An 18872-nucleotide genomic window follows, 5' to 3' on the forward strand; every position below is an offset into this window, starting at 1 on the left:
CGCGAAGGCAGTTCCCCGCCAGCGGATGCGATACCCGTCGGACGACTGGGCGGATCGCAGGCGGGCATGCGAATGGACTATGATCTCACGCCCAGCGCGCCGGGCCGCGCCGCCCTTTACGGGCGCTTCAGCGCCGCGTTGAACAACCCCGCCTCGCCTGAAGCGGCCTTGGGCGTCAGTTGGCAGCCTGTCAGGACAATCATGATCACCTTTGCCGCAGAACGCAGGATCGCGGTCGGCAACGGTGCGCGAAACGCCAATGCCCTGTTGGCGGTCGGCGGCTTTGGACCAACGCAGCTTCTCCCCGGACTGGAGGGCGAGGCCTATGTCCAGGGCGGCGTGGTCGGATTTCGCGCACGGGATCTGTTTGCTGACGGCAAGTTGTCGCTACTCACCCCGATTGCGAAGTCGCCGCTCAAACTGGGTGCCAGCGTTTCGGGAGGAGCACAGCCGACTGTAGAACGGCTGGATATAGGCCCGGAACTACAAATGCGCCTGCCGCTACCGCGCATGGCCGCCCGCATGAGCGTAGAATGGCGGGCCCGCGTCGCAGGCCGCGCAGCGCCGCCATCGGGCCTGGCCGTCACGCTGGGCGCTGATTTTTAATCATCTAACGCACCGCCGCCTTTATCTCGCCGCGCATTGGGCTTAACTCCATGGCTCAATGGATCTTTACCTGCCTGTCGCCAACTTGTCGGTCAATGCGCTGGTGATCATCGCCCTGGGCGGCGTGGTCGGCCTTTTGTCGGGCATGTTCGGCGTGGGCGGCGGCTTTTTGACGACGCCGCTGCTCATCTTCTACGGCATCCCACCGACGGTAGCCGCGGCTTCCGCAGCGAGTCAGGTGACCGGCGCAAGCGTCTCCGGCGTCTTTACCCACATGGCGCGCGGTACGGTGGACGTCCGCATGGGCGCGGTCCTGACCGCGGGCGGCGTTGTCGGAGCGGTCATCGGCGTTTTCCTGTTCCGCCTGTTTCAGGCGCTGGGCCAGATCGACACCATGATCGGCATCCTATACGTGCTGATGCTGGGCGGCATCGGCATGCTGATGGCGAAGGAATCCATTCAGGCGCTGGTCGCGCTCAAGACGGGAAAGCGCCTCGCAGCGCGCAAGCGGCGTCATCATCCACTCGTCGCAGCTCTACCGATGCGTTGGCGTTTCTACCGTTCAGGCCTTTATATTTCTCCCTTGGCGCCGCTGCTGCTCGGCATGGCAACTGGCATCCTCACCATGTTGCTGGGCGTCGGCGGCGGCTTCATTCTGGTTCCCGCCATGCTTTACCTTCTGGGGATGACGACCCAATCGGTGGTGGGCACATCGCTGTTCCAGATCCTGTTCGTTACGATGGCGACGACCATGATGCACGCCCTGACGACAAAGGCGGTCGACCTGGTGCTCGCCATGCTATTGCTGATCGGCAGCGTCACGGGCGCGCAGATCGGCACGCGCATTTCCATGACGGTGCGGCCCGAATATCTGCGGATTCTTTTGGCCGCTATCGTCCTTCTGGTGGCCGCCCGCATGGCGTTGGGCCTGGGGTTCCGGCCGGACGAAATCTACACGGTTGAAGTCCGTTGAACCGCCGCGCGCGTCGGCTGCTGCTCGCGCCTGCCCTGCTGCTTTTGAGCGCCGCGGACCAGCCCATATTGGTCCCCGACGTATCCCAGCGCGAGGTGGAAATTCAGTACAGCTTCACCGGCGCGGACCTGCTGCTGTTTGGAGCCATCGTCTATCCTGACGGGCGGCAACCCAAAAAGCCCGCCGATATTCTGGTTGTCCTGAAAGGTCCCGACCAGTCGATCACCATGCGTGAAAAGCAGAAGGTGGCGGGCATCTGGATCAATGCCGACACGGCCCGCTTCCGCTCCGCCCCCAGTTTCTACGCGATGGCTTCTTCCCGGCCAATCGAACAGGTCGTGGACCAGCGCACCGCCGCTATCTACGAAATGGGCGTGGAAAAGCTCCAGCTTTCCCCCTCCTCCCTCAATGAAAGCGCGGAGCTCGACCGGTTCCAGGCGGGGCTGATCGACCTTCGCGAACGCGCTGGGCTGTATGTCGAGCGCGCAGGCACGGTGGAAATCACAGAAGGCGTTCTGTATCGCGCCCGCCTGCCATTATCGGCGCGGGTCATCGTGGGCGACTATACCGCAGAAACCTTCCTGGTGCAGGATGGCCGCGTAGTGGCCGCTGCTGTCCGGGACATCACCATCCGCAAATCCGGCTTTGAACAGTTCATGGCGGTAGCGGCGGAGGAATGGCCCTTCCTCTATGGTCTGGCCGCCATAGCGCTGGCGGTTGGCATGGGCTGGGCCGCCGGAGCGATTGCGCGCCGGTTCTGAGCGTCAGGCCGCTGCACAATCCTCAGGGGTTGAGGTCGACACGCTCATCCGTCGCAAAGAGCATTTCCAGCAAAAGCGACCGATGGCAGGCGCTTGCCTCCCGCTCAAAGCACAGGAGGGCCGTCGGCCGCTCAGCCGCCATCTCGCGAAGCTGCTCCGACTGGACCAGCGCCTCAGGCAGATCGAGCTGCGCCGCATAAATCTCCCGCAGCTTCGCATGGTCGCCCTTGCGCGCAGCCTCCCGGCCCGCAGGCGGCGTTCCCAGCGCTTTCAAACCCACATAGTCTATCCCCGCCTCCCGAAGCCCGGCTGCCAATATATTCTTCGAAAAGCCGGGTCGCCGGGACAATGGCACCGCCCTGACATCGGCCAACAGCGTCACGCCCGCCTGCTGGAGCGCGGCGATGACGTCCGCCTGCGTGGCCCCTTCATATCCGATCGTGAAAATGCGCATGCAGGCAAGATAGGGAGGAAGGACGACTTTCCAACAGGGCGCCTGCCACAAGGCTTTGCCCGTCCATCTTGCCCTCTTTCCCAGCCTCGCTTAAAGGGTCCGTTCATGCCCGACATCACCGTTCCATCCGCCTCGCCTGACCTGACTGGTCGGGCGCTGTTTCCGCATCGGCATCTGCTGTCCATCGCGGACCTGAAGCCTTGGGAAATCCGCTTCCTGCTTGATGAGGCGGAACATTGGGCGAAGACCAATCGCGACAATGCGCGCAAGCATGATGACCGACTGGCGGGAATGACGCAGATCAACGCCTTTTTCGAAAACAGCACGCGGACGCTGCTGTCTTTCGAGATCGCGGGCAAGCGGTTGGGCGCGGATGTCGTGAACATGCATGCGGGCCAGTCGAGCGTGAAGAAGGGCGAGACCCTGATCGATACCGCGATGACGCTGAACGCCATGGCTGCTGACGTCATCGTCATCCGCCATGCCAGTTCCGGGGCGGTGGCGCTCATCGCGGACAAGGTGGACTGCCCGGTGCTGAATGCAGGCGATGGCTGGCACCAGCACCCGACCCAGGCCTTGCTCGACGCGCTGACCATTCGTCGGCGTAAAGGTGGATTTGAAGGGTTGATCGTCGCGATCTGTGGCGACGTGCTGCACAGCCGGGTCGCCCGGTCCAACATGCTTTGCCTTGCCGCACTCGGCGCTCAGGTTCGGGCGGTAGCCCCACCGACACTAATGCCGCCAGAGGTGGAGATGCTGGGCGCTACACCATTCTACCGCATGGATGATGGACTCGACGGTGCCGATGTGGTGATGATGCTGCGGCTTCAGAATGAGCGCATGGACGGAGCTTTCATCCCCTCGCCACGCGAATATCATATGCTCTACGGCCTGACGCCTGAACGGCTTGCCATTGCCAAGCCGGACGCTCTGGTGATGCACCCCGGGCCGATGAACCGCGGGGTCGAAATCTCCAGCGTCGTCGCGGATCATCCTGAACGGTCGGCCATTACCGAACAGGTGGAAATGGGGGTCGCCATCCGCATGGCATGCCTGGATGTGCTGACCCGCGGCGCGCGCGGCGTGGAGGGATGGTCTTGAACATTCCAGCCAATAACAAGGGGTCCCTGGGCATGAGCAAGCTCGCCATCGTCAACGGAAAGCTGGCAGACCCGGCTGGTCAGGCGCTCGGCAGCGGCGTCATCCTGATTGAAGGCGACCATATCGTCGCTGTAGGCGATGTCCCCGTGCCCGACGGCGCGGAGCGGATCGACGCAGCAGGCCTCGTGGTGGCTCCGGGCCTCGTCGACCTGGGCGTCTTTGCGACGGACAAGCCAGCCTTCCACTTCGGCGGGATAACCCGAGCGGCCCTGATGCCCGACCAATCGTCCCCGCTGGATGAATCGGGTCTGATCCGGCAAGCGACCCGGACGGGCAAACCTGATTTCTGGGTTCACCCGATTGCAGCTGCAACCCGTGCGCTGAAAGGGACCGAACTCGCCGAAATTGGCATGATGCAGGCGGCGGGAGCCAAGGCGGTCGGCACGGGACGGCAGTGGATCGCAGATTCCGGCGTGATGATGCGCGTGCTTGCTTATGCGTCGGGCCTGGGACTGACGGTCATCACTCATGCGGAAGATGGCGGGCTCGCCGGGAAAGCCGTTGCAACCAGCGGCGAAACAGCCACCCGCCTCGGCCTGCCGCATGCCCCCGCCTGCGCGGAAGCCATGGCGATTGCGCGCGATATCATGCTGGCGCGCGTGACCGGAGCAGCCATCCACTTCCGGCTCGTCACGACGAAGGCAGGCTTCGACCTGGTGCGCGCCGCCAAAGCGGAGGGGCTGAAGGTCACTTGCGGCATCAGTCCTGCCTATCTTTTCCTGGCCGATAATGCGGTCACGGATTTTCGCACCTTTGCGCTGATGTCGCCACCCCTGCGGTCGGAGGATGATCGAAAGGCCTCTATCGCGGCGGTGGCCGACGGGACGGTCGACGTGATCACCTCCAGCCATGACCCCAGGGGGCCGGAAGACAAGCGGCTGCCCTTTGCGGACGCCGCCCCCGGCATGGCGGGGGCAGAAACGCTGCTTGCCCTGTCGCTCAACCTGGTCCGCGACGGGCATGTGTCGCTGAACCGGCTCATGGCCCTGCTGAGTGCCAATCCCGCACGGATATTGGGCGTCGACGCAGGCAGCTTTGCGCGGGGCAGCGCGGCGGATCTCATCTTCATCGACCCCGATGCACCCTGGATCGTGGACTCGGAACGAATGGCGGCTCAGGCAGGAAACACACCCTTCGACCGGATGCCGGTGCAAGGCCGTGCGCGCCGCATCATGAAAGGCGGCGTTTTCCTTTGAGAGGAGGCGTGATTATCTCCCTTGCCCTCCCCGACAGGCCACGCTAAAGCGCCGTCCTTCGCCGGCACAGGAGTGTAGCTCAGCTGGTAGAGCGTCGGTCTCCAAAACCGAATGCCGGGGGTTCGAGTCCCTCCACTCCTGCCACGTCGCGTCTGCTTATCCTTGATTTCTCAGGGGTTCGGGGCTAGGCGGCCAAGCGAAGATGGGTCGCGAAGCGAGCGGCCGCACCCCGGGACGCCAACATGGCGGGGTCCGGAGGGCGGACTGTTGCTTCGCGCTTTGGTGTTTGGTTCGAAGGTTTAGAGGCATTGATGGCGAAGGTTTCTCCGGGCGAATTCGTCAATCAGGTGAAGACCGAAGCGTCGAAGATCGTATGGCCAACCGGCCGCGAAACGGTGATGACCGCAATAATGGTCGCCATCATGACGACGATCCTCGGCCTCTTCTTCTTTGGCATCGACACCTTCTTCGGCGCGATCGTTCAGTGGCTGCTGGCGTTCGCCGCCGATCAGGCCTGAGGAATTATTTGTGGCGCGATTTCCGATCCAGCCGGTCCGACCGGCTTCGAAATCGCTCTGACGGGAGTTTGAGACGGTAACATGGCGCGCTGGTACATCATCCACGCCTATTCGGGCTTCGAAAACAAGGTCAAGGAATCGATCCTGTCCGAAGCCGAGCGCATGGGCCTCTCCCAACTGGTCGAGCAGGTGGAAGTCCCCACCGAGACCGTGACCGAAGTAAAGCGCGGCAAAAAGGTGCAGGTCGAACGCAAGTTCATGCCCGGCTATGTCCTCGCCAAGCTGGCCTTGAACGACGACATCTACCATCTCGTCAAGAACACGCCGAAGGTGACGGGCTTTCTGGGGTCCTCCGGCAAGCCGCAGGCGATCAGCGAGACCGAGGCTGCCCGCTATTTCGGTGCCCGCAAGGAAGCCGAAGCAGCGCCCAAGCACAAGGTCAGCGTCGATTACGAAATCGGCGACAGCGTCAAGGTGCTGGACGGTCCCTTCGCCAGCTTCAACGGCACGGTCGAGGAACTGGATTTCGAAAAGAACCGCGTCAAGGTGTCCGTGTCGATCTTCGGCCGCGCCACGCCGGTCGAACTGGACTTCGAACAGGTCGAACTGTCGAAGTAAATATCTCCCTCTTCCGCAAGCGGGAGAGGGCAGCGAGACTTACCGAGCCGCAAGGCGAGGTTAGTCGCAGCGGGAGAGGGCTAACCCCCTCTCCAAATCGGTCTAAGCGGCGAGCCGCTAAGACTTCCTATCCTCTCCCCTGAAGGGGCGAGGTTAGCATGTGCGGGAGGTTCCTTCGGGAGCTGCTTGACCGCTTAACTTGAAAGAGAGTGAAAATGGCCAAGAAGATTACGGGCTATATCAAGCTCCAGGTGCCCGCTGGAGCCGCCAACCCCTCGCCGCCGATCGGTCCGGCGCTGGGTCAGCGCGGTGTGAACATCATGGAATTCTGCAAGGCGTTCAACGCCTCGACGGAAAAGATGGACAAGGGCACGCCGCTGCCGACCATCATCACCGTCTATGCGGACCGTTCGTTCAGCTTCGTCACGAAGCAGCCGCCCGCCACCTACCTGATCAAGAAGGCCGTCAACCTGAAGTCGGGTTCCAAGGAACCTGGCAAGGTTACTGCCGGAAAGATCACGCGCGCCCAGCTCGCTGAAATCGCCCAGGCCAAGATGGTTGACCTGAACGCGAACGACATCGACGCAGCGACGAAGATCATCGAAGGCTCCGCTCGCGCGATGGGCCTCGAAGTGGTGGAGGGCTAAGACATGGCAAAGCTGACGAAGAAGGCGAAGGCTCTCGCCACTGCGGTTGACCGCGAAAAGCTGCACGGCGTTGACGAAGCGCTGGGCCTGATCAAGACCCATGCGACCGCCAAGTTCGACGAAAGCGTCGAAATCGCGATCAACCTGGGCGTCGATCCGCGTCACGCCGACCAGATGGTCCGTGGCGTTGTCACTCTGCCCGCTGGCACCGGCAAGACCGTTCGCGTCGCCGTGTTCGCCCGTGGCGACAAGGCTGAAGCGGCAACCGCCGCTGGCGCTGATGTTGTCGGTGCGGAAGACCTGCTGGAATCGATCCAGGCTGGCAACATCGATTTCCAGCGCGTGATCGCGACCCCCGACATGATGGGCCTGGTCGGCCGTCTAGGTAAGGTTCTGGGTCCCAAGGGCCTGATGCCGAACCCGAAGCTGGGCACCGTGACGCCGAACGTCGCCGAAGCGGTCAAGGCTGCCAAGGGCGGTCAGATCGAGTTCCGCGTTGAAAAGGCCGGTATCATCCATGCCGGCCTTGGCAAGGCCAGCTTCACTCAGGACGACCTGCGCAAGAATTTCGACGCTTTCGTCGACGCGATCGTCAAGGCGAAGCCGTCGGGTTCGAAGGGCAAATATGTCCGCAAGATCGCCCTGTCGTCGTCGATGGGCCCGGGCGTGAAGGTCGATGTGGCGGAAGTCGCTTCGGCCTGATCCCTCGCGGATAATCAATAAAGGGGCCGCCTTCCCTCTTTGCGGGGGGAAGGCGGCCTTGTTATTTTGGTGCTTCTCCGCACCATGGCTGCCTTGGGCAGAAGTCCCTCAGGGACGGTGTGAACTTCGGGGTGCGTGACCTTGCACCCTGGGCTCCGGCAACAGCCGGAGTATGTCAGGTCATCCATGTATCCGTCGGGAATGGCGGGTCGCTTACCGACGGAAAATATAATGTCTTTTGAACATCTCCCCGCCCTCCTTTCCGACGCATTGACGCGAAAAGGATATGAAAAACTTACCCCGGTGCAAGCCGAAGTCACGCAACCCGAAGCGCAAGGTCGCGACCTGATCGTCTCGGCCCAGACCGGGTCCGGCAAGACGGTTGCGTTCGGCCTGACAATGGCTGGCGAACTACTGGGCGAACAGAACCGCCTTCCCGTCGCGGGCAAGCCGCTGGCGCTTGCCATTGCGCCGACCCGCGAATTGGCGCTCCAGGTCAGCCGCGAGCTGGAATGGCTCTACGGCGAAGCCCGCGCCCGCATCGCAACCTGCGTCGGCGGCATGGACGCTTCCAAAGAACGCCGAGCATTGAGCCATGGCGCGCATATCGTCGTCGGCACACCAGGCCGTCTGCGCGATCATCTGGAACGCGGCGCTCTGGACCTGTCCGGCCTGAAGACCGTGGTGCTCGATGAAGCAGACGAAATGCTCGACATGGGCTTTCGCGAGGATCTGGAAGAGATTCTGGATGGCGCTCCCGACGATCGCCGCACCCTGCTGTTCTCCGCCACCATGCCCAAGCCGATCGTCGCGCTCGCCAAACGCTACCAAAAGGACGCGCTGCGCATTTCCACCGTCAGCGATGAGCGTGGCCATGGCGACATCAGCTACCAGGCGGTGACCGTCGCCCCCGCTGACATTGAAAACGCCGTCGTCAACCTGCTGCGATATCATGAGGCGGAAACGGCCATCCTGTTCTGCGCCACCCGCGACAATGTGCGTCACCTCCACGCCAGCCTCACCGAGCGTGGATTCGCGGCAGTGGCCCTGTCGGGCGAGCACAGCCAGAATGAACGCAATCACGCCCTCCAGGCGCTGCGCGACCGCCGCGCCCGCGTCTGCGTCGCGACCGACGTTGCCGCGCGCGGCATCGACCTCCCGAACCTGAGCCTGGTCGTCCATGTCGAAATTCCACGCGACGCCGAAACGATGCAGCATCGTTCCGGCCGTACCGGGCGTGCGGGCAAGAAGGGGACTGCGGTGCTCGTCGTCCCCTACCCGCGCCGTCGCCGTGTCGAATCCATGCTGCGTGGAGCGAAGATTCCCGTCGAATGGGGTACTCCGCCGAGCAAGGAGGCCATTCAGGAGCAGGACAACGTCCGCCTCCGCGCGACCCTGATGGAACGTACCGACCTGGATGAGCAGGATTGGGCATTGGGCGCGGAACTGTTGGCGGAAAAGAGCGCCAAGGAAATCGCGGCGATGCTGGTGAAGAGCGCACGTGCCGCGCTTCCCGCCCCCGAGGAACTGCTGGACGCCAGCGAAGCCCCTGCCCGCCGGGAAGGGCCTCGTCCTGGCTTTGAAGACACGGTCTGGTTCCGCATGGATATCGGGCGGCGGCAAAATGCCGATCCCCGTTGGATTTTGCCGCTGATCTGCCGTCGCGGACATGTGTCGCGGCAGGATATCGGCGCGATCAGGATCGCGGCGAACGAAACCATGTTCGAAATCCCGTCCGCCTTTGCCGAACGGTTTATGAGCGCGGTAAAGCGGACCGGCCAGGCCAGCGATGAAGGGGCAGAGGTGGCCATTGAACGGATCGAGGGCGCGCCACGGGATGTCGCTCGGGAACACCGACGTGAAGGCGCTTCGGGGAAAGGCCGTCCCAACAGCGATCGAGGACCGCGGCCGCCAGCCCACAGCCCCCGGCCATTCAAGGGCGGCGCCCGGCACGGAGGCCCCCGCAAACCTCGCGGGTAAATTTCACAGGGCCGCCTTCGATGAGGCGGCCCTGCGCATCACTTCATCGGGAAGGCTAGCAACTCATCCCGCGCCGCACAGCGACAACATCCGCGCCGCCAACTCTCGCTCGCCCATGACCACATGCCGAACGCCCAGCTTTTCAAGATGAGCGACCTCCGCATCAGAATGAGCGCGGGCGATGACCTGAAGATCGGGGTTAAGATGGCGGGCATGTTCGTGAATCGCGCCACCCTCAAACCCTTCCGGCACCGCGATCAACATGCGACGTGCTTCACGAATGCCGGCTGCCAGCAGGTGACGGTCCTCCAGCGCGCTACCTCGCACCACTGACAGGCCATCCTCCTCAGCTTCATCCGCCCGGTCAGCATCGCTTTCCATGACGACGAAATGCACCCGTCTTTCGGTCAGCCGGGCCGCAATCAGCTTGCCGACCCTCCCATATCCCACGAGCAGCACGTGGCCGATCAGCGGCACCTGCCTCGCTTGTTCCGCTGCATGCTCTTCTTCAATTTCCTCTGCCTTATGATCCCGCACGATCAAGGAGAAAATCAACGGGTTAAGGAATATGGACACGATCGCTCCCGCCAGGATCAGGTCACGCGCATCAGCTGGCAGGACACCCAACGTCGTACCCAGCGACGCAAGGATGAAGGAAAACTCACCGATCTGAGCAAGACTGGCGGCGATAGTAAGCGCCGTGTCGCCCGGATGACCGAACGCGCGCATGATAGCGAAAGCGGCAATGGACTTGCCGATTACGATGATCAGGACGGTCGCCAACAGCGGTAGGGGCTGCTGCACCACGATGGCTGGATTGAACAGCATGCCCACCGACACGAAGAACAGCACTGCAAATGCGTCGCGCAGCGGTAGAGTCTCTTCCGTCGCGCGCCTGCTCAGCGGCGTTTCGCCCAGGATCATCCCGGCAAAAAATGCACCCAGCGCGAAGGAAACATCGAAGGCAATCGCTGCGCCAAAGGCGACGCCAAGCGCAATGGCGAGCACGGCAAGGCGAAACAGCTCCCGCGAACCGCTGTGAACGACCCAGTGTAGCACCCAGGGAATGACGCGGCGGCCGACAACCAACATGAGAGCAACGAAACCGGCGACCTTCAGCAACGTGCTGAAGAGTGGTGCAAGCAAGGCCTGAGCGCCGCCCGAACCTTCCGCACTGTTCATGACCCCGGCGAGCGCTGGGAGCAGGACCAGAGCCAGGACCATCACCAGATCTTCGACGATCAGCCAGCCCACAGCAATTCGCCCTCGCCGCGTTTCAACCAGGTCAGCTCCCTGCAGTGCGCGTAGCAGGACCACGGTACTGGCCACCGACAGCGCCAATCCAAAAACCAAGCCTCCAAGCAGCGGCCATCCCATGAAATGGCCCAGCGCCATCCCCATGAGCGTCGCGACGGCGATTTGCCCAATCGCTCCGGGGACTGCGATATTTTTGACGGAAAGAAGGTCGCGCAGGGAAAAATGCAGGCCGACGCCGAACATCAGCAGGATGACCCCGATTTCGGCCAGTTCGTTGGCGAGCCCGGTATTGGCGACAAAGCCCGGTGTGAAGGGTCCAACAAGAATCCCGGCAATGAGATAGCCAACAAGGGGCGACAGTTTCAGGCGGTGGGCGATCGCGCCCATGATGAAGGCGACGACCAGGCCTGCGACGATGGTGCCGATGAGCGGCGTGTGATGGGGCATATGCTATTCCTGTGCGTCGACGTGACAGCCAAAAGCGGGGGGTTCATCCTTCGGTCGGCATCGCTGCCCCGAAAGGGAACGCCGCCTCTTCCCGCCTGCTGGGTGGGGCATGGCAATTTCCTTCGGATGAGGACGGTGCGCGGCGGCGAACCGGCAGAGTCATCAGAGGGGGGCTGGGGGATCGCGTGCGTGTTGTTGCGAAACGAGGACGGATAGGCGGGAATGGGCGTGATAATGTGGCGTTTGCCGTGCCGCTATTGTTGCGGGGACGCCCGGAAAAGGTATCTTGGCAGGGAAAAAGCATGAATGAAACAAAGGAAAGAAACGGAATTTCGACTGATCGCCTTCCGGTTCGTGCAGGGCCGCGCCAGCGGCTGCCAGGGGGGATCGTGCCTTTAGGACGACGCTGGTGGTCGCCGGGTTGAAGGCCGATCCGGTCAGCCTGCTGGCAGGCAGGCCCAGTGGTGCGAGGGCGGAGAACAGGGCGACGCCGATTGCCATGCACAGGGCTGCGAAGAAGAGACGGCGGCCCTTCCACTTGCAGTCCCTGGGCGACGTTGGTGTCATGCGCGCTACTGATCCCTTCGGCCCACAGATAGTCGCGGATCGGGCCGAAAACCAGTGTCGATCGCCAGTGCCCGTCGGAGGCCATATCAGTTGACAGGTCCGAGTCATTGCACTACCGGGCCACATTCCCACGCGGGTCAACAGGACTTCAAAAGGTCCTCGACGATCTGCGTCAAAGCAGATTTGAACGAGAAGAGAAGAGCCATGTTCGCAGTCGTGCGCACGGGCGGCAAGCAATATCGCGTCGCCGCCGGAGACAAGATCGTCGTTGAAAAGCTGGCCGGTGAGGCTGGCGACAAGGTGACGCTGGACGACGTCCTGTTTGCCGGTGAAGGCAAGGACGTCAAGGACAGCCAGAAGCTGACCGTAGCCGCCGAGATCATCGCGCAGGCGAAGGGTGAGAAGGTGATCGTTTTCAAAAAGCGTCGCCGTCACAACTATCGCCGCAAGAACGGCCACCGCCAGAACCACACGATCCTCAGGATCGTATCGATCGGCGCCTGAGCGCTTCTGGCAAAGAAATTTCGAGGAGTTTGAGTCATGGCACATAAGAAAGCTGGCGGTTCATCGCGTAACGGTCGCGATTCGGAATCGAAGCGCCTTGGCGTGAAGAAGTTCGGCGGTCAGGAAGTGATCGGCGGCAACATCATCATTCGCCAGCGCGGCACGCGCGTCTATCCCGGTCGTAACGTCGGCATGGGCAAGGACCATACGCTGTTCGCTCTGGGCGAAGGCCGCGTGGTATTCCACACCGGCAAGCTCGGCCGCAAATATGTGTCGGTCGACGCAATGGCAGCAGCAGCCGAATAACGGACGATCGATGACGGATCGTCCCTCACAAATGGGGCGATCCTTTCGGCACATGGTTTTCTGACCTGCCGGTATTCGAGGGAAAAAGGGGGCGCCTCCATCAGGGAGCGCCCCCTTTTTCCGTTCAGCGGCGTCTCCCCTCATTTTCCCTCAACCCTCTGGAACTCCTGACCGTCGTGCGCGTCTTGCGGGCGGGCTCAGCCAGAGAAATATCGTCGTCAAGCCGTAACTTTTCGCGGCCATGGCGAGCCGACAGAGGAGAGATTTGAAGATGTTCGCCCGTACCCCACGCCTGCTCCTGAGACCCGGCTGGATGGAAGACGCACCCGCGCTGGCCAAGGCGATTGGCGACCCGGCAGTCCTGCGCAACCTGAGCCGCGTTCCCGCGCCCTATGGCGAAGAGGATGCCCGCAGCTTCCTGGCACAGCCGCATGATGCGCGCATGCCGCAACTGCTGGCATTCACCCGCACCCAGGGCGCTCCGCGCCTGGTGGGCGGATGCGGCGTGCATCTGGCGGACAACGGCGCGCCGGAGATCGGGTATTGGATCGCCCGCCCCTATTGGGGGCTTGGCTTTGCCACCGAAGCGGCGGGCGCGGTGCTGAGCATGGCGCGCGCAGCAGGCATTGGCGCGATTCGCGCGGCGCATTTCGCCGACAACCCCGCGTCGGGCAATGTTTTGCGGAAGATCGGTTTCCGACCGATGGGCCGGATCGAACAGCGCTACAGCCCCGCTCGCAATGCCCTGGCCGACTGCCTGGTCTTTGAAGAAGGCGTAGGCGACCGAATGATCGTGGACGTGGCAATCGACCTCTACCGGGATGCCGCCCCGGCGCTGGCGGCCTGAAGCGGTGATGACAGGATGAGGCGGCCCATTAAGAGCCGCCTTATCCTGACGAACGAATGTTCTGTCACGGGTCGCACGCCCCCGAAAAACAACGGCCAGCTTTGCTGCGCGAGACGAGGTTTAATTCCGCGTCATAAGCGGCTATGGGCCAGCGATGCATTTTCTCGATCAGGCAAAGATATTCGTAAAATCCGGCTGGGGCGGACCCGGCGCGGTCAGTTTCCGGCGGGAAAAATATGTCGAATATGGCGGTCCCGACGGCGGTAACGGCGGCAAGGGCGGCGACATCATTTTCGAAGCGGTCGCTGGGCTGAACACGCTTATCGATTTTCGATACACCCAACATTTCAAGGCACAGCGCGGCAAGCCGGGCGCGGGCAAGAATCGTTATGGCGCGGGGGGCGAAGACCTGATCGTCAAGGTGCCGGTCGGCACCCAGATCCTGTCGGACCCCGTGCCAATCGATGGCACTGAGGATGAAGACGGCTATCCCGAATATGAGGAGCAGCAAGTGCTGGCCGACTTTACCGAAGTCGGACAGCGCATGGTGTTCCTGCGGGGCGGCGATGGCGGTCGCGGCAACCTGTCCTACAAGACGAGCACCAATCGCGCCCCACGTCAGCATGGCACCGGGTGGCCGGGGCAGGAAATGTGGGTGTGGCTGCGCCTGAAACTGCTGGCCGATGTCGGGCTGGTCGGCATGCCCAATGCGGGCAAGTCGACCCTGATCAATCAGGTCACCAATACCAAGGCCAAGGTCGGGGCCTATGCCTTTACCACCACCAAGCCGCAGCTGGGCGTGGTGCAGCATCGTGACCGCGAGTTCGTGCTGGCCGACATCCCCGGCCTGATCGAAGGCGCGGCTGAAGGCGCTGGCATTGGCGACCGATTTTTGGGGCATATCGAAAGGTGCCGCGTGCTGTTGCACCTGATCGACGCGACCAGCGACGATCCGGTCGATGCATTCCGCATCGTGCAGGACGAACTGGCGGCTTATGGCGGCGGTCTGGATGAAAAGCCGCAGATCGTGGCGCTCAACAAGGGCGACCTTCTGGGTCAGGAGTTGATGGAGGATATTGCGGCGCAGCTTCGCAGCGAGGCGGGCGTGAAGGATGTGTTCATCATCTCTGGCGCGACCGGGGAAGGTGTATCCGCTTTGCTGGACGCGGTGTTGCCCCTGTTCGGGGACGCCAAGGCCAAGCAAGTGGAAGCGCCGGGCGAAGAAGGCGAAACGTCATGGTCGCCGATCTGAACGGATCGCCCGGAAAGCACTCGCTGCGATCCCGCCCGGATAGCAGGCGCGCGGCAATCCTCCGCTGCGTTCAACCCTGATGGATGTTGTTGCCGTGACCCCCTCGCTGTCGGGCTTTTCCCCTTCCCTCGTCCGCCGTCTGGTCATCAAGATCGGATCGGCGCTGCTCGTCGATGCGCATGGCCAGGTCCGGGACAGCTGGTTGCGGACGCTGGTCGATGACATCGCCGTGCGCAAGGCAGCGGGACAGCAGATCATTGTGGTGTCGTCGGGCGCGATCGCATTGGGCGCGCGGCGGCTGAAATTGCCCAAGGGCGGACGAGGCAGCCTGGAAGATGCGCAGGCCGCCGCCGCGACGGGGCAGATCGCCTTGTCGCAATGCTGGGCCAGCCTGTTGCAGGAACGGGGCATCACCGCCGCGCAGATGCTGGTGACGCTGGATGATCTGGAACATCGGCGGCGCTATCTGAACGCTTCGGCGACGCTGGAGCGGTTGATGGCGCTGGATGTCGTGCCGGTCGTCAACGAGAATGACAGCGTTGCGACGGCGGAAATCCGCTTTGGCGATAATGACCGGCTGGCGGCGCGGATCGGACAGGCGGCACGGGCTGACGCGGTTGTGCTGCTGTCGGACGTGGACGGGCTTTACACCGCCAACCCGCACGCCAATGCGGACGCGATGCTGATAGAGACAATAGAGCGTATCGACGCCCACATCGCCGGAATGGCGGACAGCGGCTCCGCGTCCGGCATGGGATCGGGCGGCATGACGTCAAAGATTGAGGCGGCCCGGATCGCCACCGGCGCGGGCGCTCACCTGGCGATCATTTCCGGCAAGGTCGACGCCCCATTGTCACATTGGGAAAAAGGGGGACGCGGGTCTATTTTCGTGGCTGCTCCCGCCAAGCGTGCGCGCAAGGGATGGTTGGCCGGACGGCTGACGGTGCGCGGACGCATCACGGTGGACGCGGGAGCCGAACGGGCGCTGGGCAAGGGCAACAGCCTGCTGCCTGCGGGCGTTTCCGGGGTCGAAGGCGTGTTCGAGCGCGGCGATGTCGTGGACATATTGACCCAGGATGGTCGGGTGATCGCCCGGGGCCTGAGCGAATATGATAGCGAGCAGGCGACGCGCATCATCGGCAAGCGCAGCGAAGATATTGCGGCATTGCTGGGCGAACTGCCCCGGTCGGTGCTGGTCCATCGCGACCATATGGCGATGGTCTGACGCAGCATGAGCCTTCGCATTGCAATGACGGGCGCGACGGGATTCGTCGGTGCCGAGACGCTCAATCAGGCGCTGGCCGCCGGTCATCACGTCACCGCCATCACGCGGCGGGCGCAACCGCCGCGCGCGCGCCTGAAATGGGTGCCGGGTTCGCTGGGTGATCGGGCCGCGCTGAACACGCTGGTGCGCGATGCCGACGTGGTGATCCACATTGCGGGCGTGGTGAATGCGCCTGACCGGGATGGTTTTGAAGCGGGCAATGCGCGCGGCACCATGGCGCTAGTCGATGCCATGCGCCAGCGCGGCGTGCGGCGGTTGATCCATGTGTCGTCGCTGGCGGCGCGGGAACCGGATCTGTCCGATTATGGTTGGTCCAAGGAAATGGCGGAGCGCCATGTGAAGGCGAGCGGCCTTGACTGGACCATCGTTCGGCCCCCCGCCATTTACGGACCTGGCGACCGTGAGATGCTGGAACTGTTCCGCATGGCCCGGCGCGGCATCATGCTGTTGCCGCCGGGCGGACGGCTTTCGCTGATCGAGGTCAGCGACCTGTCCCGGTTGCTGCTGACACTGGCGGCCGAGAAGGAAGAGAGCCTGGCCCATTGCTATGAGGCGGATGACGGCACGCCGGGCGGATGGGACCATATAGAGTTTGGTCAAGCCATCGGGCGCGCCGTTGGTCGTTCGGTGCGGACCTTTTCAACGCCCAGCTGGGTGCTGGGTCTGGGCGCGCGGCTGGACCGGATGTTGCGGGGCAAGGGCGCGAAACTGACGCAGGATCGGGTCAGCTATTTCTGCCATCCCGACTGGGTCGTGACGAAGCGGAAGCAACCGCCCAAGAGGCTGTGGCAGCCGCAGGTCGCGACCGAGGACGGGTTGAAGGCGACCGCTGAGGCCTATCGGGTCAAGGGCTGGATTTAGAGGCTATTCATCCTCCGCGGCGGGTTGGCGGGCGCGGCGTTCCGCTACAAATTCACTGATCGCCTGGCCGCTGGCATTGAGCAGCGGATAGGTGCGCGCGTCGGAAAGCCAGTCAGGCCGCCGGGCGGTGCTGCCGTAAAATGTGTCGTAGACGAGGCTGAAGGCAAGGAAGGCGAGCGTTGCGCCGATCAGCCCCTTTACCGCGCCAAATCCCCCACCCAGCACACGGTCCACTGGCCCCAGGATCGATTGGCGGGTGCGGCGACCGATGGCGTGGGCGATGATTTTTCCAGCGCCGAACGTGATGCCGAACACCAGGACGAATGCCAGAATGGCCGCGCCGCTGCTGGTGCCAACGAAGGGGGTCAGGAGTTCGGTCGCCGAGCTGTGGAAGAGGCGGACGGCGAAGATGCCCGAAACCCATGCGATCAGCGATAATGTTTCGAGAACGAAACCACGCAGCAGGCCCAAGACAGCGCAGCCACCAAGGGCCAGGAGGACGAGGATATCGACGGCGTTCATGGCCGATGGGCTATCCGCGCCCGAGCATCTGGTCAACCAATTGGCTGAGCGCGCGATAGCCGCTGACGGAAATACCCTTCACCCCGTCGGCGGCGGCAGCGGGCACATAGGCGCGGTTGAAGCCGAGCTTGGCCGCTTCGCGCAGGCGCAGCGGTGAGTGGGCGACGGGGCGTATTTCCCCCGAAAGCGCGAGTTCGCCGAACAGGACGACATCGGCGGGCACGGGCCGTTCGGAAAGCGCGGACATGAGCGCGGCAGCGACGGCAAGGTCGGCAGCCGGGTCTGAAAGCCGGTATCCGCCCGCGACGTTCAGATAGACTTCGCAGGTCGAAAAGCTGAGGCCGCAGCGCGCTTCCAGCACGGCAAGGACCATGGCGAGGCGACCGCTGTCCCAGCCCACGACCGCGCGGCGGGGAGTCGCGCCGCTGGACAGGCGGACGACCAGCGCCTGGATTTCCACCAGCACAGGCCGCGTTCCTTCCAGCGCGGGAAAGACGGTGGCGCCGGTCACATTTTCATCGCGGTGGGTCAGGAACAGGGCGGAAGGGTTCGCCACCTCCTCCAGCCCTTCGGCCACCATGGCGAAGACGCCGATTTCATCGGTGCCGCCGAAGCGATTCTTGATCGCGCGCAGGATGCGATATTGATGGCTGCGCTCGCCTTCGAAACTGAGCACGGTGTCGACCATATGTTCCAGCACGCGCGGGCCGGCGATGCTGCCGTCCTTCGTCACATGGCCGACGAGGATGAGCGCGGTGCCGCGCTGCTTGGCGAAGCGGATCAGTTCCTGGCTGGAGGCGCGGACCTGGCTGACGGTGCCCGGCGCGCCTTCGATCAGGTCGCTATGCATGGTCTGGATCGAATCGATGACGAGCAGAGCGGGCGGCTCCCCCTCCCCCAGCGTGGTCAATATGTCGCGGACCGACGTGGCGCTGGCGAGTTGCACCGGCGCGCTGCCAAGGCCCAGACGCTGGGCGCGCAGCCGGACCTGATCGGCGGCTTCCTCTCCGCTGATATAGGCGACCGACAGGCCACGCGCGGCAATGCGGGCCGCCGCCTGAAGCAGCAGGGTCGATTTGCCGATGCCGGGATCGCCGCCGATCAGGGTCGCAGAGCCTGCCACGATCCCGCCGCCCAGCGCGCGGTCGAATTCGGCTATGCCGGTGCTGGTGCGGGGGGGAAGCTCGACTTCGCTGTCCAGCCCTACGAGCCTGAGGGCGCGACCGCCGGTATGGAGATCGTGCCGCGCTGAAAAGACGGTTTCGGCGGCCTCTTCGGCGATGCTGTTCCATTCGCCGCAATCGTCGCACTGCCCCTGCCAGCGATTGGAGACGGTGCCGCACTGCTGGCAGACGAATTTGCGCTTTGCCTTGGCCATGGGCGACCTATGGCGCGGCTTTGCGAACGT

At 63.4% G+C, this 18872-nt stretch carries 20 protein-coding genes and 1 tRNA gene; 17 read left to right on the forward strand and 4 right to left on the reverse strand.

Going from position 1 to position 18872, the window contains the following annotated elements; all coding sequences use genetic code 11:
- Nucleotides 1-72: 72 nt before the first annotated feature.
- From FHS54_RS16380 to FHS54_RS00600, 3 genes are read left to right on the forward strand one after another with little or no spacing between them, the layout of a single operon-like run.
- On the forward strand, nucleotides 73-606 hold the full coding sequence (locus FHS54_RS16380; protein WP_243855540.1) for a hypothetical protein: 534 nt from the start codon (nucleotides 73-75) through the stop codon (nucleotides 604-606).
- Nucleotides 607-664: 58 nt separating this feature from the next.
- Nucleotides 665-1579, forward strand: coding sequence for a sulfite exporter TauE/SafE family protein (locus FHS54_RS00595; RefSeq protein WP_167301855.1), 915 nt, complete (start codon nucleotides 665-667; stop codon nucleotides 1577-1579).
- Nucleotides 1576-2340 (forward strand): TIGR02186 family protein, encoded by a 765-nt coding sequence (locus FHS54_RS00600; protein WP_208404703.1) that lies wholly within the window; start codon nucleotides 1576-1578, stop codon nucleotides 2338-2340. Before FHS54_RS00595 ends, FHS54_RS00600 begins: the two co-directional genes overlap by 4 nt.
- 22 nt (nucleotides 2341-2362) lie before the next feature.
- Here the strand turns inward: FHS54_RS00600 and FHS54_RS00605 are convergent, their stop codons facing one another.
- The gene (locus tag FHS54_RS00605) at nucleotides 2363-2794 is read right to left on the reverse strand and encodes a DUF488 domain-containing protein (RefSeq protein ID WP_167301856.1); all 432 of its coding nucleotides are present in this window, start codon (nucleotides 2792-2794) and stop codon (nucleotides 2363-2365) included.
- Nucleotides 2795-2899: 105 nt separating this feature from the next.
- On the opposite strand from FHS54_RS00605, the gene FHS54_RS00610 reads away from it, so the two are divergent.
- The 8 genes from FHS54_RS00610 to FHS54_RS00645 all read left to right on the forward strand — a co-directional run bounded on the left by FHS54_RS00610 (nucleotide 2900) and on the right by FHS54_RS00645 (nucleotide 9616).
- Entirely contained in the window at nucleotides 2900-3895 is a 996-nt protein-coding gene (locus FHS54_RS00610; RefSeq protein ID WP_167301857.1) for an aspartate carbamoyltransferase catalytic subunit, read from the forward strand.
- Nucleotides 3896-3927: 32 nt separating this feature from the next.
- The gene (locus tag FHS54_RS00615; RefSeq protein ID WP_167301858.1) at nucleotides 3928-5151 is read left to right on the forward strand and encodes a dihydroorotase; all 1224 of its coding nucleotides are present in this window, start codon (nucleotides 3928-3930) and stop codon (nucleotides 5149-5151) included.
- 68 nt (nucleotides 5152-5219) lie between these two features.
- Nucleotides 5220-5295, forward strand: a tRNA-Trp gene (locus FHS54_RS00620).
- A gap of 167 nt (nucleotides 5296-5462) precedes the next feature.
- A complete protein-coding gene (gene secE, locus FHS54_RS00625; protein WP_167301859.1) occupies nucleotides 5463-5669 on the forward strand; it encodes a preprotein translocase subunit SecE in 207 nt (68 codons plus the stop codon).
- A gap of 81 nt (nucleotides 5670-5750) precedes the next feature.
- On the forward strand, nucleotides 5751-6287 hold the full coding sequence (nusG, locus tag FHS54_RS00630; protein WP_167301860.1) for a transcription termination/antitermination protein NusG: 537 nt from the start codon (nucleotides 5751-5753) through the stop codon (nucleotides 6285-6287).
- 215 nt (nucleotides 6288-6502) lie between these two features.
- Entirely contained in the window at nucleotides 6503-6934 is a 432-nt protein-coding gene (rplK, locus tag FHS54_RS00635) for a 50S ribosomal protein L11 (RefSeq protein ID WP_167301861.1), read from the forward strand.
- Nucleotides 6935-6937: 3 nt separating this feature from the next.
- Nucleotides 6938-7636, forward strand: coding sequence for a 50S ribosomal protein L1 (rplA, locus tag FHS54_RS00640; RefSeq protein ID WP_167301862.1), 699 nt, complete (start codon nucleotides 6938-6940; stop codon nucleotides 7634-7636).
- Nucleotides 7637-7867: 231 nt separating this feature from the next.
- Nucleotides 7868-9616: a DEAD/DEAH box helicase gene (locus FHS54_RS00645; protein ID WP_167301863.1), complete on the forward strand. Its 1749-nt coding sequence runs from the start codon at nucleotides 7868-7870 to the stop codon at nucleotides 9614-9616.
- 63 nt (nucleotides 9617-9679) lie between these two features.
- Here the strand turns inward: FHS54_RS00645 and ybaL are convergent, their stop codons facing one another.
- Nucleotides 9680-11320: a YbaL family putative K(+) efflux transporter gene (ybaL, locus tag FHS54_RS00650; protein WP_167301864.1), complete on the reverse strand. Its 1641-nt coding sequence runs from the start codon at nucleotides 11318-11320 to the stop codon at nucleotides 9680-9682.
- 771 nt (nucleotides 11321-12091) lie between these two features.
- Between ybaL and rplU the strand changes: the two genes are divergently transcribed.
- The 6 genes from rplU (at nucleotide 12092) to FHS54_RS00680 (ending at nucleotide 16942) form a co-directional block, all read left to right on the forward strand.
- Nucleotides 12092-12391 (forward strand): 50S ribosomal protein L21, encoded by a 300-nt coding sequence (rplU, locus tag FHS54_RS00655; RefSeq protein ID WP_167301865.1) that lies wholly within the window; start codon nucleotides 12092-12094, stop codon nucleotides 12389-12391.
- A gap of 36 nt (nucleotides 12392-12427) precedes the next feature.
- A complete protein-coding gene (rpmA, locus tag FHS54_RS00660) occupies nucleotides 12428-12697 on the forward strand; it encodes a 50S ribosomal protein L27 (RefSeq protein WP_167301866.1) in 270 nt (89 codons plus the stop codon).
- Between the two features lie 271 nt (nucleotides 12698-12968).
- The gene (locus FHS54_RS00665) at nucleotides 12969-13544 is read left to right on the forward strand and encodes a GNAT family N-acetyltransferase (RefSeq protein WP_167301867.1); all 576 of its coding nucleotides are present in this window, start codon (nucleotides 12969-12971) and stop codon (nucleotides 13542-13544) included.
- A 154-nt stretch (nucleotides 13545-13698) separates the two neighbouring features.
- Nucleotides 13699-14796, forward strand: coding sequence for a GTPase ObgE (obgE, locus tag FHS54_RS00670; RefSeq protein ID WP_167301868.1), 1098 nt, complete (start codon nucleotides 13699-13701; stop codon nucleotides 14794-14796).
- Between the two features lie 94 nt (nucleotides 14797-14890).
- A complete protein-coding gene (gene proB / locus FHS54_RS00675; protein ID WP_167301869.1) occupies nucleotides 14891-16021 on the forward strand; it encodes a glutamate 5-kinase in 1131 nt (376 codons plus the stop codon).
- Between the two features lie 6 nt (nucleotides 16022-16027).
- Entirely contained in the window at nucleotides 16028-16942 is a 915-nt protein-coding gene (locus tag FHS54_RS00680; RefSeq protein WP_208404705.1) for an NAD-dependent epimerase/dehydratase family protein, read from the forward strand.
- 3 nt (nucleotides 16943-16945) lie between these two features.
- Here FHS54_RS00680 and FHS54_RS00685 read toward each other — a convergent pair whose 3' ends face one another.
- Together FHS54_RS00685 and radA are read right to left on the reverse strand one after the other, a co-directional pair.
- On the reverse strand, nucleotides 16946-17464 hold the full coding sequence (locus FHS54_RS00685; protein ID WP_167301870.1) for a CvpA family protein: 519 nt from the start codon (nucleotides 17462-17464) through the stop codon (nucleotides 16946-16948).
- A 10-nt stretch (nucleotides 17465-17474) separates the two neighbouring features.
- The gene (gene radA / locus FHS54_RS00690) at nucleotides 17475-18842 is read right to left on the reverse strand and encodes a DNA repair protein RadA (RefSeq protein ID WP_167301871.1); all 1368 of its coding nucleotides are present in this window, start codon (nucleotides 18840-18842) and stop codon (nucleotides 17475-17477) included.
- Nucleotides 18843-18872 lie beyond the last annotated feature (30 nt).

The sequence above is a fragment of the Sphingobium vermicomposti genome (assembly GCF_011762025.1).
Classification (GTDB): Bacteria; Pseudomonadota; Alphaproteobacteria; order Sphingomonadales; family Sphingomonadaceae; genus Sphingobium; species Sphingobium vermicomposti.

Excerpts from the sequence above, each read along its gene's own strand:
- FHS54_RS16380 (WP_243855540.1), top strand. The coding sequence starts at position 73 with ATGGACTATGATCTCACGCCCAGCGCGCCGGGCCGCGCCGCCCTTTAC.
- FHS54_RS00595 (WP_167301855.1), top strand. The coding sequence starts at position 665 with ATGGATCTTTACCTGCCTGTCGCCAACTTGTCGGTCAATGCGCTGGTG.
- FHS54_RS00605 (WP_167301856.1), bottom strand. The coding sequence starts at position 2,794 with ATGCGCATTTTCACGATCGGATATGAAGGGGCCACGCAGGCGGACGTC.
- FHS54_RS00610 (WP_167301857.1), top strand. The coding sequence starts at position 2,900 with ATGCCCGACATCACCGTTCCATCCGCCTCGCCTGACCTGACTGGTCGG.
- FHS54_RS00615 (WP_167301858.1), top strand. The coding sequence starts at position 3,928 with ATGAGCAAGCTCGCCATCGTCAACGGAAAGCTGGCAGACCCGGCTGGT.
- secE (WP_167301859.1), top strand. The coding sequence starts at position 5,463 with ATGGCGAAGGTTTCTCCGGGCGAATTCGTCAATCAGGTGAAGACCGAA.
- nusG (WP_167301860.1), top strand. The coding sequence starts at position 5,751 with ATGGCGCGCTGGTACATCATCCACGCCTATTCGGGCTTCGAAAACAAG.
- rplK (WP_167301861.1), top strand. The coding sequence starts at position 6,503 with ATGGCCAAGAAGATTACGGGCTATATCAAGCTCCAGGTGCCCGCTGGA.
- rplA (WP_167301862.1), top strand. The coding sequence starts at position 6,938 with ATGGCAAAGCTGACGAAGAAGGCGAAGGCTCTCGCCACTGCGGTTGAC.
- FHS54_RS00645 (WP_167301863.1), top strand. The coding sequence starts at position 7,868 with ATGTCTTTTGAACATCTCCCCGCCCTCCTTTCCGACGCATTGACGCGA.
- ybaL (WP_167301864.1), bottom strand. The coding sequence starts at position 11,320 with ATGCCCCATCACACGCCGCTCATCGGCACCATCGTCGCAGGCCTGGTC.
- rplU (WP_167301865.1), top strand. The coding sequence starts at position 12,092 with ATGTTCGCAGTCGTGCGCACGGGCGGCAAGCAATATCGCGTCGCCGCC.
- rpmA (WP_167301866.1), top strand. The coding sequence starts at position 12,428 with ATGGCACATAAGAAAGCTGGCGGTTCATCGCGTAACGGTCGCGATTCG.
- FHS54_RS00665 (WP_167301867.1), top strand. The coding sequence starts at position 12,969 with ATGTTCGCCCGTACCCCACGCCTGCTCCTGAGACCCGGCTGGATGGAA.
- obgE (WP_167301868.1), top strand. The coding sequence starts at position 13,699 with ATGCATTTTCTCGATCAGGCAAAGATATTCGTAAAATCCGGCTGGGGC.
- FHS54_RS00680 (WP_208404705.1), top strand. The coding sequence starts at position 16,028 with ATGAGCCTTCGCATTGCAATGACGGGCGCGACGGGATTCGTCGGTGCC.
- FHS54_RS00685 (WP_167301870.1), bottom strand. The coding sequence starts at position 17,464 with ATGAACGCCGTCGATATCCTCGTCCTCCTGGCCCTTGGTGGCTGCGCT.
- radA (WP_167301871.1), bottom strand. The coding sequence starts at position 18,842 with ATGGCCAAGGCAAAGCGCAAATTCGTCTGCCAGCAGTGCGGCACCGTC.